We start from the raw sequence: 16,512 nt of genomic DNA, 5'->3' as shown, positions 1-16,512 counted from the left end.
TGTGCGGCCGGGGGGGGGGGGGCCGGGCCCCCGCGCGTGGTGAGTGGGCGCCGCGGCGGGTCGCGCTGGTGCCGGGGCTGTGTGGGGCCGCGGCCGCCCCCCCCCCCCCCCCCCGACTCCCGGTCAGTTGCCGCCGGTGGGCGGCGTGGTCTTCTCACCGGGGCGGGTCCACAGCCGGATGACGGTGGACGGGTCCACCTGGGTGCCGGACGGCGGGTCGCTCTGGATCACCACGGCGTTCTCGTCCTGCGGGCCGGACACCACCTGCGGGGTGAGGCCGCGCTGCTGCAGGTCGGCGAAGACCTGCTTGTAGGTGCGGCCGGCGGTGATCGGCACGGTCGCCTTGTCGGCCATCTTGCCGACCGTGATGGTGACCGAGGTGCCCTTCTTGAACTGGCCGGTCTTCGGGGTCTGGTCGACGACCTGGCCCACCTTGGTGCTGTCGGTGACAGTCTGGGTCTTCACCACGGGGGTGAAGCCGGCGTCGTTCAGCATCTGGCTGGCGTTGTCCTGGGCCTGGCCGACCACGTTCGGGACGGCGACCTTCTGCTGGCCGGAGGAGACGCTCAGGGTGACGGTGGCGCCCGTCGCGGCCTTGCCGGTCGGGTTCTGCGAGATGACCTTGTCCTGCTCGACCTTGTCGTCGTTGGCGTAGTTGACGACGACGTCGAAGCCCTTGCCCTTCAGGGTCGCCGTGGCGGCGTCCTTGGTCTGGCCGGTGACGTCGGGGACGTCGGCCTGGGCGGGGCCGGAGGACAGGTGCACGGTGATCTTGGTCTTGGTGGCGACCTCGGTGCCGGCGGCCTGCTCCTGGGTGCAGACCTGGTCCTTCTGGATCTTCGCGTCCGGGCACTGGACCGGGTCGCCCGCGGTCACCGTCAGGTCGGGGTTCTGCGCCTTCGCGGCGGCCTGGGCGTCGGGCAGCGTCTTGCCGACCAGGTTCGGCACCGTGACCTTGCCGGCGTTGGTGTTGGTCTTCACCATGGCCTGCACCACGAAGAAGGCGCCGACCAGGACCAGCACCGCCGCGACGGCGAGGATGATCCAGGAGGTGTTGTTCTTCTTCGGGGGGTCCTCGCGCCGCCGGCTGCCGCGCTCCTCGCGGTCGTCGTCGTAGCCGCCCCGGCCGTCGTCGTAGCCGCCGTAGCCCTGCTGCTGGCCGCCGGCGGGCTGCATCATCGTGGTCGGGACGCCGCCCTGCTGCGGCAGCACGTTGGTCTGGCCGTACGGGTCGTACTGGTGGCCGCCCTGGTCGTAGCCGTAGCCGGCCGCGCCCATGCCGTAGGCGGCCTGCTGGGCGGCGGCCACCGGCAGGCCGTCGAGGAAGCGCTCGATGTCGTCGCGCATCTCGTCGGCGGACTGGTAGCGGTAGTCGCGCTCCTTGGCGAGGGCCTTCAGCACGATCGCGTCGATCTCCGGGCGGATCTCCGGGTCGTACGCGGACGGCGGGGCGGCCTCCTCGCGGACGTGCTGGTAGGCCACCGCGACCGGCGAGTCGCCGATGAACGGCGGGCGCACGGTGAGGAGTTCGTACAGCAGGCAGCCGGTGGAGTACAGGTCGGAGCGGGCGTCGACGGTCTCGCCCTTGGCCTGCTCGGGGGAGAGGTACTGGGCGGTGCCGATGACCGCGGAGGTCTGGGTCATCGTCATGCCGGCGTCGCCCATGGCGCGGGCGATGCCGAAGTCCATCACCTTGACGTTGCCCTGCCGGGTCAGCATGACGTTGGCGGGCTTGATGTCGCGGTGCACGATGCCGGCCCGGTGCGAGTACTCCAGCGCCTGCAGGATGCCGATGGTCATCTCCAGCGCGCGCTCGGGCAGCAGCCGCCGCCCGGTGTGCAGCAGCTCGCGCAGCGTGGAGCCCTCGACGTACTCCATGACGATGTACGGGATGGAGATCCCGTCGATGTAGTCCTCGCCGGTGTCGTAGACCGCGACGATGGCCGGGTGGTTCAGCGAGGCCGCGGACTGCGCCTCGCGGCGGAACCGGGCCTGGAACGACGGGTCGCGGGCCATGTCCGTGCGGAGGGTCTTCACCGCGACGGTACGGCCGAGCCGGGTGTCGTGGGCGAGGTACACCTCGGCCATGCCACCGCGTCCGAGGACGCCGCCGAGCTCGTACCTGCCGCCTAGACGACGAGGCTCTTCCATATCTCCGACCCTCTCCCCCACCGGCAGGTGAGGATGTGACGTAGGTGTCCCCGCACGCTCTGTCTTGGACGCGGCCGCGGCCGCGGTGGTTTCACGGCCCCGGCCCCGCGGCCGTTCCGGCCGCGGTTCGGGCTGCGGGTACACCCGCTGCTGGCGGATACGCTACCGGGCGAACCTGAGCGGGCCCGCGCAGGACGGCGGCTGAGACCAGACCGGTACCGATCAGGACCGTCCCATTGTGACAATTCCGGCCACCGATCGAGGACCGGCGGCCGGAATGTGACGCATGCGACCGGTGCCTACTTGCCCAGCGCCGCCTGCATCATCGCCTTGGCGATCGGCGCGGCCAGGCCGCCGCCGGTGATCTCGTTGCGCTCGGCGGCGCCGTCCTCGACCACCACCGCGACCGCGACCTGCTTGCCGTCCGAGGTCTTGCCGTAGGAGACGAACCAGGCGAACGGCAGGCCGGAGTTGTCCTGGCCGTGCTGCGCGGTGCCGGTCTTGCCGCCGACCGTCACGCCCGGGATCTTCGCGTTCTTGCCGGTGCCGTTCTGCACCACCGACTCCATCAGCTGCTGCAGCTTCTGCGCGGTGGCCGGGGACACCGCCTGCGACAGCTGGTGCTCGGTGTGGGTGGAGATCACGTTCCCGGCCGAGCCCTCCTGGGCGACCAGGTACGGCTGCATCAGCGAGCCGTTGTTGCAGATCGCCGCCGCCACCATGGCCATCTGCAGCGGGGTGGCCCGGGTGTCGTGCTGGCCGATCGCGTCCATCGCGGTGCCGTCGGGCGCCGAGCCCTTCGGGAAGAAGCTGGCCGAGGCCCGGATCGGGACGTCCATCTGGTCGTTGTTGAAGCCGAACTTCTCGGCCTGGGCGCGCAGCTTGTCGCCGCCCAGCTCGGCACCCATCTTGCCGAACACCGTGTTGCAGGACAGGTCCATGGCGTCCTGCACGGTGGCGTTCTGGCAGGGCTCGGTGGCGCTGGAGTTCTTCAGCTCGGTGCTGGTGCCCGGCAGGACGTACGGGTTCGGGGTGTCGGTGGTGTCGGTCGGGTTCTGGTACTTGCCGGACTCGAACGCGGTCGCCGCGGTGACCAGCTTGAAGGTCGAGCCGGGCGGGTAGGTCTCGCGCAGCGCCCGGTTCAGCAGCGGCTTGTTCGGGTCGGCGTCCAGCGCGGCCTTCGCCTTGGCGTCGGAGTCGGCGCCGCCGGAGAAGGTGGTCGGGTCGTAGGACGGGGTGGAGACCAGGCCCAGGATCGCCCCGGTGCGCGGGTCGATCGCCACCGCCGCGCCCTTCTTGTCGCCCAGGCCCTCGAAGCCGGCCCGCTGCACCTTCGGGTCGATGGTGGTGACCACGTCACCGCCCTGCTTGGGCTTGCCGGTCAGCATGTCCAGGGTGTTCCGGAAGAACAGCCGGGAGTCCGAGCCGGAGAGCACGCCGTCCTCCAGCTTCTCCAGCTGGGTGGAGTCGAAGGCCTGCGAGGAGTAGCCGGTGACCGGCGCGTACATCGCCCCGTCCACCCAGGCCCGCTTGTACTTGTAGCGCAGGCCGTTGACGAAGTCGGACTTGGTGACGGCCTGGCCGCCGACGATGATGTTGCCGCGCGGGTAGGCGTACCGGTCGTACTTCACCCGCTCGTTGTGGCTGTTGCTCGCCCAGGCCGAGGCCTGGACGCCCTGCACCCAGTTCACCCGGACCATCAGGGCGAGGATCAGGACCAGGCAGAAGATCGACACCCGGCGGATCGGCTTGTTCACGAGGACGCTCCCCTGCTCTGGTCCGGTGCCCCGAGGTCGGCCGCCGGACCGCGGCGGTCCGACCCGGCCGGCTCCGGGATGGCGGCGGGCTCGACGGCCGGGCGCCGCGCGGTGTCGCTGATCTTCAGCAGCACGGCGATCAGCGCCCAGTTGGCCACCACCGAGGAACCGCCCTGGGCCAGGAACGGCATCGTCATGCCGGTCAGTGGGATCAGGCCGGTGACACCGCCCGCGACCACGAACACCTGGAGCGCGAACGCCGAGCTCAGGCCGACCGCCAGCAGCTTGCCGAACGGGTCGCGGGCGGCCAGTGCCGTCCGCAGGCCGCGCTGCACCACCAGCCCGTAGAGCATGAACAGCGCCATCAGGCCGGTCAGGCCGAGCTCCTCGCCGAACGAGCCGAGGATGAAGTCGCTCTTCGCGGCGAACTGGATCAGCCAGCTGCGGCCCTGCCCCAGCCCGGTGCCGACGGTGCCGCCGGAGCCGAGCGACATCAGGGTCTGCCCGATCTGCTCCGAGGACTGCTTCGGCGCGTTCGGCCCGAACGCGGCCATCGGGTCCAGCCAGGCGTTGATCCGGGTCTTCACGTGCGGCTCGGAGGTGGCCACCACCGCCGCGCCGCCGAAGGACATCAGCAGACCGAAGACGATCCAGCTGGTCCGCTCGGTGGCGACGTACAGCATCACCACGAACAGGCCGAAGAACAGGAACGAGGTGCCCAGGTCGGTCTCGAAGACGAGGATCAGGATCGACAGCAGCCAGACCACGATGATCGGGCCCAGGTCGCGCCCGCGCGGCAGGTACAGGCCCATGAACTTGCGGCTGGCCAGCGCCAGGGCGTCCTTCTTGACCATCAGGAAGCCGGCGAAGAACACCGTCAGGATGATCTTGGCGAACTCGCCGGGCTGGATCGAGAACGAGCCGAACCTGATCCAGATCTTCGCGCCGAAGTCCTCGGCCCGGGACGGGAAGAAGGCCGGCGCGGCGAGCAGCACCAGCGCCACCACCATCGAGATGTACGTGTAGCGCTGCAGGATGCGGTGGTCCTTCAGCAGCAGCACCACGCCGATGAAGAAGGCGATCCCGAGCCCGGACCACATCAGCTGGTTGCCGGCCGCCGGGTAGTTGTTGGCGAGCAGCTTGCCGGCCTTGTCGAGCCGCCAGATCATCACCACGCCGAGCCCGTTCAGCAGCGTCGCCAGCGGCAGCAGCAGCGGGTCCGCGTACGGCGCGAACCGGCGCACCGCCAGGTGCGCGAACATCGCCAGCGCGCCCATGCCGAGCCCGTACTTCAGCAGGTCGCCGGGGAGCTTGTCGTCCATCGCCAGCCCGACGTTGGCGTACGCCAGCATCGGGACGGCGACCGCGAAGACCAGCATCAGCAGTTCGGTGTTCCGCGGGGTCGGGGCGCCGTCCACGGTGACCGGATCGGTGAGGCGGCGGCGCCGCCGGCCCGCGGGCGCGGCGGAGTCGCTCTGCTCGAAGGTGCTCATGCCTGTGTGAAACCCCCCGGGGTTCGCCCGCGGCCTACTGTGCCGCGCAGGACGCGGCGAGCTGCTGCTCCTGCTCGGTCAGCGGCGGGGCGGACGGCGTGCTGCCCTCGGTGACGGGGGCCTGCTTGGACTCGGCGAGCTTCTTGCAGACGGCGGCCTGCGCCCGCAGGGCGTCGACCTGCTTCTCGGCGTCGGCGCGGCTGCCCGCCTGGGTGGCGTTGGCCAGCTTGTCGCGCTGGTCGGCGGTCAGGAACCTGGTCTCGATCTCGGGGTACTGGTGGTCGACCGAGCTGAGCTTCAGACCGAACAGGTCCTGGTCCAGGCCCCGGTAGAGGGCGACGTGGCCGTCCTGCGTGCCGACGTAGTACTGGTCCTGGTTCCACTGCCGGGCGAAGAAGCCGCCGGCCCCGAGCAGCGCCAGCACCAGCAGGCCGATCACGGTCAGCTTCAGGCCGCGCTTCTTCTTCCGCCGGCTCGGCGGGGCGGTGCTCTCGTACGGCTCGGCGGCGGCGCCGAACTCGCCGGTGCCGTCCGCGCCGTAGCCGTCCCCGGGGTAGCCCTCGGGGGGCCCGAAGTCGCCGGCGGGGGCGCCGTAGCCGGGCTGCTGCTCGTAGCCGCCCTCGTAGCCCCGGGCGGGCCCGAAGGCGCCCTGCGGGGGCTGCGCGGCGGGGCCGCGGCCGAGGCCGGCGGCGCGGCCGGCCGGGGTGTCCAGCAGCTGCGGGTCGTTGAAGTGGTGCGGCTGGCTGTCGGCGACCGCGCCGACCACCACGGGGGCCTCGACGGCCAGGCCGCTGAGGGTGTCGGTGGCGCCGACGTCGATCACGTCGGCGACGATGCAGGTGATGTTGTCCGGGCCGCCGCCGCGCAGCGCCAGCTGGATCAGCTCCTGGATGGTCTGCTCGGGCGCGTAGTAGCTGCCGAGCGTCTCCTCCAGGGTCTGGTGGCTGACCGGGCCGGACAGGCCGTCGGAGCAGATCAGGTAGCGGTCGCCGGCCCGGACCTCGCGGATCGACAGGTCGGGCTCGACCTGGCCGCGGCCGTCCAGGGCGCGCATCAGCAGTGAGCGCTGCGGGTGGGTCTCGGCCTCCTCGGCGGTGATCCGGCCCTCGTCGACCAGCCGCTGCACCCAGGTGTGGTCCTGGGTGATCTGGTCGAGCCGGCCGTCGCGCAGCAGGTAGGCGCGGGAGTCGCCGATGTGCACCTGGCCCAGTCGGCGGCCGTCCCAGAGCAGCGCGGTGAGCGTGCAGCCCATGCCCTCCAGCTGCGGGTCCTGCTCGACCATCTGCCGGAGCCGCTCGTTGGCGGTCTGCACCGCCTCGTTGAGCAGGCTCAGCAGGTCGGCGCCGGGGTTCGGCTCGTCGAGGCGGACGATCGACCCGATCACCTCGGAGGAGGCGACCTCGCCGGCCGCCGCCCCACCCATGCCGTCGGCCACCGCGAGCAGCCGCGGCCCGGCGTAGCCGGAGTCCTCGTTCCCCTCGCGGATCAGGCCCTTGTGCGAGCCGGCGGCGAAGCGCAGCACGAGACTCATGCTGTCCGGGCCCTCCTTCGGGTGGAGCTGGTCCTCATGCGCTGACTACTTCCGCAGTTCGATGACGGTCCTGCCGATTCTGATCGGCACGCCGAGCTGGAGCGGCATCGGGGTGGTGAGCCGCTGCCGGTCCAGATAGGTGCCGTTGGTGGAGCCTAGATCCTCCACCGTCCACTGCCCAGTCCGATCCGGGTAGATCCTGGCATGGCGGGAGGAGGCGTAGTCGTCGTCGAGGACGATGGTGGAGTCGTGCGCCCGGCCGAGGGTGATGGTCTGGCCCTGCAGCGCGACCGTCGTCCCGGCCAGCGACCCCTGGGTCACCACCAGGTGGGTGGGCTGGCCGCGGCGCTGCCGGGCCTGCTGCTGCTGTTGCTGCTGGGCGGCGGCGGGCTGCCCCTGCGGCGGGCGGGCGGCCCCGGCGGGGGCCGGCGCGGCGGACCGCTGGGCGGGGCGCGCGGCGGCCTTGGTGTTGAACAGGTCGCCGCGGATCACCTGCACCGCGACGATGACGAACAGCCAGAGGACGGCGAGGAACCCCAGCCGCATGACCGTCAGGGTCAGATCAGACATACCGGCCCGCTTCTACCCTTCGACCTGTCGGTAGACGATGGTGGTCGACCCCAGGACGATCCGGGAGCCGTCGCGGAGCGTAGCGCGCTGGGTGTGCTGTCCGTCCACCACGATGCCGTTGGTGGACCCGAGGTCCAGCACCATCGCGGGCGTACCGGGGCGGATCTCCGCGTGCTTGCGGGACACTCCGGGGTCGTCGATCCGGATGTCCGCCTCGGTGGAGCGGCCCAGCACCACCGCGTTCTGGCTGATCTGGTGCCGGGCGCCGTTCACCTCGACCCAGCGCCGCGTCCCGGCGCCGCCGTGCCCGGCGCCCGGGAACGGGCGCACGTTGCCCGCGCTCGGCGGGGCGGACGGCATCGCGGGCGGGGCGGCCGGGGGCGGCGGGGCGCCGTACGGGGCGGCCGCGCCCTGGTGCCAGGGGGCACCCGGGGCGGGCGGGGTGGGCTGGCGGCCGTACCCGGGCGGGGCGGCCGGCGGCGCGGGCGGCGCGGCCGGGGCCTCCTCGGCGGCCAGCGTGCGGCTGCGCACCCGGTAGAGGCCGGTGTCCAGGTCGTCGGCCTTCTCCAGGGCGACCTGGAGCGGGCCCATGAAGGTGTACCGCTGCGCCTCGGCGTACTCCCGCACCATCCCGGCCAGCTCGGTGCCCAGCTGGGTCGCGTACGGGCTGAGCCGCTCGTGGTCGTGCGGGCTGAGCTCGACGATGAAGTCGTTCGGGACGACCGTGCGGTCGCGGTTCCAGATGCTGGCGTTGTTGTCGCACTCGCGCTGCAGCGCTCCGGCGATCTCCACCGGCTGGACCTCGGACTTGAACACCTTGGCGAAGGTGCCGTTCACGAGACCTTCGAGTCGCTGTTCGAACTTCTTCAGGACTCCCACGGGGCACCCCCTCTCAGGGCATCGGTCGGGCCGGCTCGTCGGCTTGATAGCGGTACTTCCGTACTGATCGTATCCACGCCCGGCCCTTCCGTACGGTTCCCCGGCCAGGTCGCGTTCGGAGGGGTACCCGCCGGACGGTCCGATCACTCGTTCGCCTCCGCCGCGGTTGCGGCCCGCCGGGGCCCGTGCGGGGTGCCCGGGGGAATGGATTCGCAGGTACGGCGTGGGGCGTGCTAATGTTTTGCATGTCGGAAGGGGCGCCCGAGAGGGAGCCGAACGGAAGACCCGGAGAGATGCGGTAAGCTTCTCAACGAGTCGGAAGAGCGGCAAGCATCTGAAGACAACACCCTTGCGCGGGTGGCGGAATAGGCAGACGCGCTGGATTCAGGTTCCAGTGCCCGAAAGGGCGTGGGGGTTCAACTCCCCCCTCGCGCACAGCGAAGCCCCGCAGATCTACGGATCTGCGGGGCTTTCTCGTTCTCCCAGGGCTTCTCAGGGCTTCCCAGGGCTCCCCCGGGCCTTCCGGGCGGGGTTCCCCCGCGGTGCCGCGGTCCGGGGCCGGTCAGGCTCCGGCGGCGGGGAGGACGGCGTGCAGGGCGAAGCCGCCGTCGGAGGTGGCGGCGGCGGTGAAGGTGCCGCCGAGCAGGACGGCGCGCTCGCGCAGGCCGATCAGGCCGTGGCCGCCGCCGGGGAGCGGGGCGGCGGGGGCGGGGCCGCTGGGCGGCCCGTTGCGGACCTCGACGTGCAGCCGGCCGCCGCGGGCGGCCACCCGGACGGTGATCTCGGCGCCGGGGGCGTGCTTGCTGATGTTGGTGAGGCCCTCCTGGACGGTCCGGTAGGCGGCCCGTTCGACGGCCTCCGGCCAGTCGCGGCGGCCCGGGTCGAGCCGTCGGGTGACGGGCAGGCCGCTGCCGTCGATCAGCCGGGGCAGGTCGGCGAGGGTGGGCTGCGGGGCGAGCGGGGTGCCCTGGCCGGCCCCGGAGGTGCGCAGCACGCCGACCATCTGCCGGAGCTCCTCCAGGGTGCGGACGGACAGTTCGCGGATGGTGCGGGCGCCGTCCCGGGCGGCCGGGTCGGTGCTGGCGACCTGGAGCGCCCCGGCCTGCACGGAGATCAGGCTGACCTGGTGGGAGACCACGTCGTGCATCTCGCGGGCGAGCCGGGCGCGTTCGGCGGTGAGCACCTGCTCGGCCAGCAGCCGGCTCTCCCGGCGGCGGCCGGCGGTGAGTTCCTCGACCCGTTCGGCGAGTTCGCGGCGGGTCCGGGCGAGCATGCCGAGCGCGGCCGGGCCGGCGCCGAGCATCACCGACTGGATGGCGTAGAGGGCGTTGTCCCGGCTGAGCACGAACAGGTCGGCGGCGACCGGCCAGTGGAAGAACTCGACCAGGGCGAAGGCGGTGGCGCAGGCGACCGGCACCCGGGGCCGGGGCCAGGCGGCGGCGACGGCGTAGACGGCGGTGACGGGTGCCAGCCAGATCTCGTTGAAGAACGCCCCGGGCAGGGTGAGCAGCACCACCGGCAGCGGGTGGCGGCGGCGCCACAGCAGGGCGAGCACGGAGACCGCGGAGAGCGCGAGCTGCCAGGGCGCGGAGCCCTTGGCGACCAGGGCGGAGTCCAGCGCGGCGAGCAGCACCGGGGCGATCAGGGTGACCCGGGGGGAGCGCAGCCGGGCCCAGCGGTCGGCGGCGGGCTCCTGGTCGGTCATTCGGCGCCGTCCCGCCGGTCCCGGACCAGGCCGGCCCGGTGCGCGATGACGGCGGCCTGGACCCGGTTCGCGGCGCCGAGCTTGCCGAGGATGGCGCTGATGTGGTCCTTGACGGTGCCGGTGCCGAGGAACAGCCGGTCCGCTATCTCGGAGTTGGAGAGGCCCTCGCCGAGCAGCGCGAGCACGTCGAGCTCGCGGCCGGTGAGCCGGCAGGTGAGGGCGGTGGCGGCGAGGTCGGGGCCGCCGCCGTCGACGTAGCCGCTGATCACGGTGCGGGCGACGGTGGGGGAGAGCACGCTGCCGCCGGCGGCGAGCACCCGGACGGCGTGCACCAGTTGCTCGGGCGCGGTGTCCTTGAGCAGGAAGCCGGCCGCGCCGGCCCGCAGCGCGGTGCCGATGTACTCGTCGGTGTCGAAGGTGGTGAGCATGGCGACGACGGGCGGGTCGGGCAGCGCGCGCAGTCGGCGCAGGACGCTGATGCCGTCGAGGTCGGGCATCCGGACGTCGAGCAGCACCACCTGCGGGGCGAGCGCCCCGGTCAGTTCCTCGGCCTGGCCGCCGGAGCAGTCGCCGACGACCTCCAGGTCGGGTGCGGAGCCGACGATGAGGCCGAGTCCGGAGCGGACCAGTACTTCGTCGTCCACGATCAGGACCCGGATCGGCGGCATGTCTCTCCCCTGGTGAGGGCGGTTTCGGCCCCGGTGCCTTCCTCGTACCCCCGCCGATCGGCGGGGGTGGGAATCCGCTACCGGATTCACGCAATTCTCATCTTCGCTGGGCAACCATGGAAATCGGGGCGGAGTGCGCGCGACCGCGAGCGGATGCGCCCCGATGATCGATCGTCTGGAATGGTTGCTGTGTCCACTGTGAAGACGGCTGGCTCGGCCGTGTCCCCCACCCGGGGCGAGGAACCAGGCCCGCTGGCGAGGTGGCGGCCGAGGGCCGCCGCCTCGACGGTCTGGTACCTGCGCCTGATGGCCCTGCTGAACCTGGTGGCGGTGCTGCTGGTGCCGTTCCGGGACCAGGTCCAGCGCCACAACGAGGGTGAGTTCTTCACCCCCTACCTGATGACGGCCGGCCTGACCTCGGTGCTGCTGTCGCTGTTCCTGGCGGTGGCGATGCGCCGGCGCAAGCGGGCCGCGTGGATCTTCAACACGGGGCTGGCGGGTCTGACCTTCGTCGGCTTCGTGCTGCTGCTCGGCTTCGGCGACCGCTACGCCTCGCACCCGTGGAACTACTTCTCGGTGGTGCTGACCGGGCTGTTCCTGCTGGCGCTGCTGGTGTCCCGGAAGGAGTTCACCTCCAAGGGCGACCGCTCGAACCCGAAGACGGCGGTGGCCGCGGGGTTGGGCGGCCTGCTGCTGGGCGGCCTGATCGGCTCGCTGCTGGTGCAGCTGACCAACACCGCCTCCGGGGCGGACTTCGGCAACCGGTTCAGCTACGCGGTGCACCGGATGATCACCCTGGCGCCGTCCGACCGGATCGCCGACGTGGTCTCCGTGCCGACCTGGGTGAACGCGGTGATCAACGCGATGAGCGCGGTGCTGTTCCTCGCCGTGGTCTACGTGGCGTTCCGCTCGCCGCGCGGCGAGGAGCTGCAGAGCGACGAGGACGAGGCGAAGCTGCGCGAGCTGCTGGACCGGCAGGGCGAGCGGGACTCGCTGGGGTACTTCGCGCTCCGCCGGGACAAGGCGGTGGTGTTCTCGCCGTCCGGCAAGGCGGCGGTGGCGTACCGGGTGGTGGGCGGCGTGACGCTGGCCTCCGGCGACCCGATCGGCGACCCGGAGGCCTGGCCGGGGGCGATCGAGGCCTGGCTGACCGAGGCCCGCGAGCACGCCTGGGTGCCGGCCGTGATGGGCGCCTCCGAGGAGGCCGGGGTGATCTACGCCCGGCACGGCCTGGACGCGCTGGAGCTGGGCGACGAGGCGATCGTCGAGCTGGACGAGTTCTCGCTGGACGGCCGGGCGATGCGGGTGGTCCGGCAGGCGTACAACCGGGTCAAGCGGGCCGGGTACACGGTGCGCATCCGGCGGCACGAGGAGATCCCCGAGAGCGAGATGGCCGAGCTGGTGGCGAAGGCCGACCACTGGCGGGACGGCGCGACCGAGCGCGGCTTCTCGATGGCGCTGGGCCGGCTCGGCGACCCGGGCGACGGGCGCTGCGTGATGCTGGAGTGCTTCGACGGGGAGGGCGAGCTGCGGGCGCTGCTGAGCTTCGTCCCGTGGGGCGCGCACGGCCTGTCGCTGGACCTGATGCGGCGCGACCGGGACAGCGAGAACGGCCTGATGGAGTTCATGGTGATCGAACTCCTGCAGCGGGCGAAGGAGGTCGAACTGGAACGGGTGTCGCTGAACTTCGCGATGTTCCGGTCGGTTTTCGAGCGCGGTTCCAAGCTGGGCGCCGGTCCGGTGCTGCGGTTGTGGCGCTCGGTGCTGGGTTTCTTCTCGCGCTGGTGGCAGATCGAGTCCCTCTACCGGGCGAATGCGAAATACCGGCCGATCTGGGAGCCGCGTTATCTGCTCTTCGAGAAGAGCAGCGAGATTCCGCGGATCGGCCTCGCCTCGGCCCGCGCCGAGGGGTTCATCACGGTGCCGAGCATGCCGGCGCTGTTCCGCCGCCGGCACGGCAGCGGCGGCTAGTCACGGCCGAGGAACGGAATCACGACTTCCCCGGGGCCCGATGGGACCTGGGGAGGGGGGTGGTCCCTCCGCCGGGGGGCGGAGCGGGCCCGGACATCAGACTCCGGTATGACTCGTCCGGACTTCTAAGTTGATGCTGTTGATTAATCCGATGCGTAGGGTCGGAGACGAGGCGTAGAAGAACGCGTGAAGGATGTCCGCCCGGATTCGGGCGGATTCGGGACGGGAGAGCGGGTCGTGAAGCAGATCACCCACGCGGGGGGCGTGCGGTCGGGGCTGTGGGCGGTATTCCGCCGGGCCGCGGTCGCCGAGTGGGGGGCGCTGTTCGGCACGGTGAAGGACCGGCTGGTGCGGCGGAAGTTCGCCGCGGTGCCGCTGGCGACCGGGGCGACCGCGCTGGTCCTGCTGTTCTCGATCGTCCAGCACCTGCCGGGCGGGGACCGGCTGGTCTCCGACATCGGGGTGGTCAAGGCGGCCCTGCCGTTGGACGTGTCGCTGCTGCGGACGCCGCTGTCGCTGTACGTGCCGGCCCTGGACCTGCCGGTGTGGGGTGCGCTGGCGCAGGTGTTCCTGGTGTTCGGGATCGCCGAGATCGTGCTGGGGCGGCGGCTGACCCTGGTGGTCGCCTACGCCTGCACCCTGGCGGGCACGCTGTTCGCCCGGGTCGCGGTGGCGCTGGGCCCGCACCACTTCCTGGGCTTCCCGCGCTGGGTGGCGCACGTGCGCGACACCGGTCCCTCGGCGGCGGTGGTGGCGCTGGCCGTGGTGGTGGCGTTCCGCTGCCGGGCCTGGTGGACGGGCGGGGCGGTGGCGCTGGCGATGGTGGCGGAGGCCGTGGTGCTGCCGAACCTGGCGGGTCTCGAGCACCTGGTGGCGCTGAGCACGGCGGTGCTGATCGCGGTCTGGGTCGAGGTGTTCGGGGACTACTGGCCGCGGGTGCTGACGGGCGTCGGCGCGGCGACCTCGGTGGCCGCGCAGGGCCGGGCCAGGGCCGTCACGCCCTGACCCGGCGAATCGTTCAGCCGCGCGGCAGCGGCATCTCGAAGTAGACGACCTTGCCGACCGCCTTCCGGGCGGTGCCCCACTTCTCGGACAGCTTGCTGACCAGGTTCAGGCCCCGGCCGTGCTCGGACAGCGACTCGGCGGGCTCCAGCGACGGCAGGTTGTGGTTGTCGTCGCTGACCTCGACCAGCAGCTTGTCGACCCGGATCAGCTGGAGCTGGACCTCGGCCCTGGCCACCCGGACCGCGTTGGTGACCAGTTCGGAGACCAGCAGCTCGACCGTCTCGGTGAGCGCGGTCAGCCGCCAGGCGGCCAGCTGGTCGCGGACCAGGCGGCGGGCCCGGCCGACCTCCAGCTCGGTGACGCCGAGCTGCCAGGTGGCGACCTCGGTCGGCGGGACGCCGTCGAAGCGGGCCACCAGCAGCGCGATGTCGTCCTGCCGGTCGTCGGAGTGCAGGGTGTTCAGCACCCGGTCGCAGGCCTCGTCGGGGGTCTGCTTGGGGTCGATCAGGTTGCCGCAGAGCGCCGCCAGGCCCTCTCCTATGTCGCCGCCGCGGACCTCGACCAGGCCGTCGGTGCAGAGCACCAGCATCGAGCCGTCCGAGACGTCGATCTTCTTGGTGAGGAAGGGCACCCCGCCGACGCCGATCGGGGCGCCGGAGGGCAGTTCCAGCAGCTCGCCGCGGCCGTCGGGGTGGACCAGGACGGGCGGGACGTGGCCGGCGGAGGCGAGTTCGCAGGTGCGGTTGATCGGGTCGTAGACGGCGTACAGGCAGGTCGCCAGGTGGTCGTCGCCGAGTTTCTGGGCCAGGTTGTCGAGGTGGCGGAGCAGCTGGCCGGGCGGCAGGTCGAGGGCGGCCAGGGTCTGCATGGCGGTGCGGAAGCGGCCCATCGCGGCGGCCGAGTGCAGGCCGTGGCCCATCACGTCGCCGACCACCAGGGCGACCCGGCTGCCGGGCAGCTGGATGGCGTCGAACCAGTCGCCGCCGACCTCGGCCTTGCGGTCGCCGGGCATGTAGCGGTGGGCGATCTGCACGCCGGGGATCTTCGGCGGGCGGGTCGGGATCATCGAGCGCTGCAGGGTGGTGGCGACCTTGGACTCGGCCCGGTGCAGCCGGGCGTTGTCCAGCGAGAGCGCGGCGCGGGCGGCGATCTCCTTCAGGGTGTCGGCGTCGGAGCGGGTGAACGGCGCCCGGTCGGAGAGCCGCAGCAGCTTGAGGATGCCGAGGACGGCGCCGCGGGCGGACAGCGGCAGCACCAGCATCGAGCGGCCCACCACGGCGGGCTCCAGCTCGGGGCCGCCCAGCGAGGCCGCGTAGTCGACCGCGACGTCGGCGGAGATCAGCGGCACCAGCACCGGCCGGTTCTCCTGCAGGGCCAGGCCGGGCGGGGTGGTGCGGGGCATCGCGAGCAGCGAGCCCTCGTCCAGGACGTGGTTCCAGCGCTGCTGGGCGGCGTTGAAGGTGCGGGCGACCCGGCGCAGCATGGTGGCGTCGTCGGGCGCGCCGACCGGGAGCTCGGCGTCCGAGATCAGGCTGTCGAGCAGGTCGACGCAGGCGAAGTCGGCGACCCGGGGGACCAGCACCTCGCACAGTTCGCGGGCGGTGGTGTCCAGGTCGAGGGTGGTGCCGACCTGGTTGCCGACCGAGGCGAGCAGTGCCAGGTCGCCGTCGTCGGGCAGCCCGTGGATCACCTCGACGCCGCCCAGGCCGCCCAGGCCGCCCGGGCGGCTCGCGGGCACGGGGACGGGGGCGGAGGTCGGTTCGGGGGCGGCAGCGGCTGCGGGGTCGATGGCGGGGCCTCCCGGGGTCGGGCCGTGGCCGGCGGCTTCGCGTGGGCCTGGGACGGTGCTGCCGGGCTCCGGCGCACCCTCCGGGGCGGCCGCGGGACCGGCAGCCTGTATCCGTACCCCGAGCGGGCCCCGGGCACCCGTGCCGGGCGGCGGCTCCACCGGGCGGTGGGCGGCCCGCTCGCGCTGCTGGGCGGCGCGCTGCTGCGGGGTCGGGTAGCGGCGGCCGAGGCCGGCGGCGACCCGGGCGGTGCCGGCCGGGCCGGCCGGCGAGGACTGGTAGGGCACCACCGGCAGCCGGGTGGCCGCGTCCACCCCGAGCGCGGGCGCCCCGGCCTCGGCGATCGCGGCCAGCAGCCGGGCCCGGCGCTCCGGCGAGCCGGGCGGGAGCAGCCCGCCGAGCGCCTCGCAGGGCGTGCCGTCGGGCGGCGCCAGGACGGCGGACACCTGCTGCGGGCGGGCCGCGGCGGGGGCGGCGGCGTACGGGACGAGGCGCTCGCCGAGGGCGATCCGCGGGCCGGCGGTGCGCAGCGGGCGGGCGTCGGCGGCGAGCGCGAGCAGCGAGCGGCCGGCCGGTTCGACCAGCGGGTAGGCCCACCAGAGGACGTCCCGCAGCCGCTCCTCGCGGTCGTGCACGGGCATCGCGCCGGCCCACGGGCCGCGCAGGGCGAGGTCGTCGAGGGTGTCGAAGGCGTCGCAGCGGTGGGCGGGGGCGGCGCTGTCCTGGCGGGGTTCGACGGCGGGCAGCAGGCCGTGCGCGGTGCGGCCGAGGGCGACCTCGGCGCGGTGCCCGAACAGCTCCTCGGCGGTGCGGTTCCACAGGGCGATCCGGCCGTCCGGGTCCACCAGCACGGCGGCGACCCGCAGCAGTGCCACCACCCCGGCGGGGTGGCCGCCCGGGCCGTCGGCCCGGTCCGGTGTGGAGTTGGGCTGGTGCGCCATGGATATCGGTCTGCCCCTTTGGCTGCTCGCTGCTCCTCCTGGCCGGTGCGCGCG

11 protein-coding genes and 1 tRNA gene are annotated in these 16,512 nt (G+C 72.8%); 3 read left to right on the top strand and 9 right to left on the bottom strand.

Features of this window, described 5'->3' with window-relative positions:
- Positions 1-123: 123 nt before the first annotated feature.
- The 6 genes from pknB to ACIQBJ_RS09980 all read right to left on the bottom strand — a co-directional run bounded on the left by pknB (position 124) and on the right by ACIQBJ_RS09980 (position 8,381).
- Positions 124-2,088, bottom strand: a complete 1,965-nt coding sequence (pknB, locus tag ACIQBJ_RS10005; RefSeq protein ID WP_400706577.1) for a Stk1 family PASTA domain-containing Ser/Thr kinase — start codon at positions 2,086-2,088, stop codon at positions 124-126.
- A 362-nt stretch (positions 2,089-2,450) separates the two neighbouring features.
- Positions 2,451-3,908, bottom strand: a complete 1,458-nt coding sequence (locus ACIQBJ_RS10000; protein ID WP_400706574.1) for a peptidoglycan D,D-transpeptidase FtsI family protein — start codon at positions 3,906-3,908, stop codon at positions 2,451-2,453.
- Entirely contained in the window at positions 3,905-5,401 is a 1,497-nt protein-coding gene (locus ACIQBJ_RS09995) for an FtsW/RodA/SpoVE family cell cycle protein (protein ID WP_400706571.1), read from the bottom strand. Before ACIQBJ_RS09995 ends, ACIQBJ_RS10000 begins: the two co-directional genes overlap by 4 nt.
- A 34-nt stretch (positions 5,402-5,435) precedes the next feature.
- Positions 5,436-6,932 (bottom strand): PP2C family protein-serine/threonine phosphatase, encoded by a 1,497-nt coding sequence (locus ACIQBJ_RS09990; protein WP_400706568.1) that lies wholly within the window; start codon positions 6,930-6,932, stop codon positions 5,436-5,438.
- Positions 6,933-6,977: 45 nt separating this feature from the next.
- Complete coding sequence (locus ACIQBJ_RS09985) at positions 6,978-7,502, bottom strand: FHA domain-containing protein (RefSeq protein WP_400706565.1); 525 nt, start codon at positions 7,500-7,502, stop codon at positions 6,978-6,980.
- Between the two features lie 12 nt (positions 7,503-7,514).
- Complete coding sequence (locus tag ACIQBJ_RS09980) at positions 7,515-8,381, bottom strand: FhaA domain-containing protein (RefSeq protein WP_400706562.1); 867 nt, start codon at positions 8,379-8,381, stop codon at positions 7,515-7,517.
- A gap of 351 nt (positions 8,382-8,732) precedes the next feature.
- On the opposite strand from ACIQBJ_RS09980, the gene ACIQBJ_RS09975 reads away from it, so the two are divergent.
- Positions 8,733-8,816 (top strand) — tRNA-Leu (locus ACIQBJ_RS09975).
- Between the two features lie 127 nt (positions 8,817-8,943).
- On the opposite strand, the gene ACIQBJ_RS09970 is transcribed toward ACIQBJ_RS09975, so the two are convergent.
- Both ACIQBJ_RS09970 and ACIQBJ_RS09965 read right to left on the bottom strand, forming a co-directional pair.
- Positions 8,944-10,086, bottom strand: a complete 1,143-nt coding sequence (locus ACIQBJ_RS09970; RefSeq protein ID WP_400706559.1) for a sensor histidine kinase — start codon at positions 10,084-10,086, stop codon at positions 8,944-8,946.
- Positions 10,083-10,754: a response regulator gene (locus ACIQBJ_RS09965; RefSeq protein ID WP_400706556.1), complete on the bottom strand. Its 672-nt coding sequence runs from the start codon at positions 10,752-10,754 to the stop codon at positions 10,083-10,085. Before ACIQBJ_RS09965 ends, ACIQBJ_RS09970 begins: the two co-directional genes overlap by 4 nt.
- 180 nt (positions 10,755-10,934) lie before the next feature.
- Between ACIQBJ_RS09965 and ACIQBJ_RS09960 the strand changes: the two genes are divergently transcribed.
- A complete protein-coding gene (locus ACIQBJ_RS09960; RefSeq protein ID WP_400706553.1) occupies positions 10,935-12,725 on the top strand; it encodes a phosphatidylglycerol lysyltransferase domain-containing protein in 1,791 nt (596 codons plus the stop codon).
- 237 nt (positions 12,726-12,962) lie between these two features.
- Positions 12,963-13,730, top strand: coding sequence for a hypothetical protein (locus ACIQBJ_RS09955; RefSeq protein WP_400706550.1), 768 nt, complete (start codon positions 12,963-12,965; stop codon positions 13,728-13,730).
- A 13-nt stretch (positions 13,731-13,743) separates the two neighbouring features.
- Here the strand turns inward: ACIQBJ_RS09955 and ACIQBJ_RS09950 are convergent, their stop codons facing one another.
- Complete coding sequence (locus ACIQBJ_RS09950) at positions 13,744-16,458, bottom strand: SpoIIE family protein phosphatase (RefSeq protein WP_400706547.1); 2,715 nt, start codon at positions 16,456-16,458, stop codon at positions 13,744-13,746.
- Positions 16,459-16,512: the final 54 nt, after the last annotated feature.

It is taken from the genome of Kitasatospora sp. NPDC088391 (genome assembly GCF_044753345.1).
In the GTDB taxonomy this organism is placed as follows: Bacteria; Actinomycetota; Actinomycetes; order Streptomycetales; family Streptomycetaceae; genus Kitasatospora.
Note: the sequence above shows the minus strand (reverse complement) of the source record. Positions and strands in the feature narration are given on the sequence as shown.

Excerpts from the sequence above, each read along its gene's own strand:
- pknB (WP_400706577.1), bottom strand. The coding sequence starts at position 2,088 with ATGGCCGAGGTGTACCTCGCCCACGACACCCGGCTCGGCCGTACCGTC.
- ACIQBJ_RS09995 (WP_400706571.1), bottom strand. The coding sequence starts at position 5,401 with ATGAGCACCTTCGAGCAGAGCGACTCCGCCGCGCCCGCGGGCCGGCGG.
- ACIQBJ_RS09990 (WP_400706568.1), bottom strand. The coding sequence starts at position 6,932 with ATGAGTCTCGTGCTGCGCTTCGCCGCCGGCTCGCACAAGGGCCTGATC.
- ACIQBJ_RS09985 (WP_400706565.1), bottom strand. The coding sequence starts at position 7,502 with ATGTCTGATCTGACCCTGACGGTCATGCGGCTGGGGTTCCTCGCCGTC.
- ACIQBJ_RS09970 (WP_400706559.1), bottom strand. The coding sequence starts at position 10,086 with ATGACCGACCAGGAGCCCGCCGCCGACCGCTGGGCCCGGCTGCGCTCC.
- ACIQBJ_RS09965 (WP_400706556.1), bottom strand. The coding sequence starts at position 10,754 with ATGCCGCCGATCCGGGTCCTGATCGTGGACGACGAAGTACTGGTCCGC.
- ACIQBJ_RS09960 (WP_400706553.1), top strand. The coding sequence starts at position 10,935 with ATGGTTGCTGTGTCCACTGTGAAGACGGCTGGCTCGGCCGTGTCCCCC.
- ACIQBJ_RS09950 (WP_400706547.1), bottom strand. The coding sequence starts at position 16,458 with ATGGCGCACCAGCCCAACTCCACACCGGACCGGGCCGACGGCCCGGGC.